This is a genomic window from Xanthomarina sp. F2636L, from assembly GCF_026410195.1.
GTDB lineage: Bacteria > Bacteroidota > Bacteroidia > Flavobacteriales > Flavobacteriaceae > Xanthomarina.
This window is the reverse complement of record NZ_JAPMLM010000044.1, coordinates 1-851: the sequence shown is the minus strand read 5'-3', so window position 1 is coordinate 851 and position 851 is coordinate 1. Positions and strand designations below refer to the sequence as shown.

The window sequence follows — 851 nt, the reverse complement described above, 5'->3', positions numbered from 1 at the left end:
GCAGGTACGCTATATCTAGGAGATGAAACCATAAGGGATGCTGGTAACAATGCATTACGTATAAATGCAGCTTTATTGCCAGATGTAGATAACACTTCCGTCTTAGGTAATCCAAGCCAACGTTGGACTACCGTGTATGCCACAAATGGCACTATAAATACTTCAGACAGACGGGAAAAGAAAAATATTGAAAATCTTAATTATGGCTTAACAGAAGTCTTACAAATGCAACCCGTAAGTTTTAACTGGAAAAGCGAGAATAATCCAGACCTTAAATTAGGACTTATAGCTCAAGACCTTCAAGAGATTATACCAGAAGTGGTAAAATCACATATTTGGGAAAAAGACGAGGTATCAGGAAAACTTACTAAAAAAGAATTAGAACGTTTAGGCGTGTATTATTCAGATTTGGTGCCTGTTTTGATAAAAGCGATTCAAGAACAGCAGGAGATTATTGATGGGCAGAAAGAGGAAAATAGATCACAAAACAAAACCATAGCATCCTTAGTACAACGCTTGAATGCTTTGGAGGCAGTTAATAACAAATAATATCCAATCATGAAAAAGCTAATTACATTACTAATGCCCTTTTTTATCTCAATTTCAAGTTTTGCCCAAAACGGCATCAACTACAAAGCTCTTGTAAAAGACAACTTAGGCAATGTAGTGGCTAACCAAGGCATTACTATACAATTTATTATTTTGGAAGGAGCAACCAATGTCTATCAAGAAACCCATTCACCAACTACAGATGCTAATGGTATTGCCATTGTTAATATTGGAGAAGGTACAATAGTTTCAGGTACATTTTCTGCAATTGATTGGTCTAGTGATGACCATTTTTTAAAAGT

General features: G+C 35.6%; 2 protein-coding genes. Both read left to right on the top strand.

Annotation, left to right across the window (positions count from 1 at the left end; genetic code table 11):
- The coding region (locus OS191_RS00210) for a tail fiber domain-containing protein (RefSeq protein ID WP_267153694.1) at window positions 1-549 on the top strand (549 nt) is incomplete at its 5' end.
- Window positions 550-558: 9 nt separating this feature from the next.
- Window positions 559-851, top strand: a 293-nt coding sequence (locus OS191_RS00205) for an Ig-like domain-containing protein (protein ID WP_524534354.1), incomplete at its 3' end; no start/stop codon positions are given.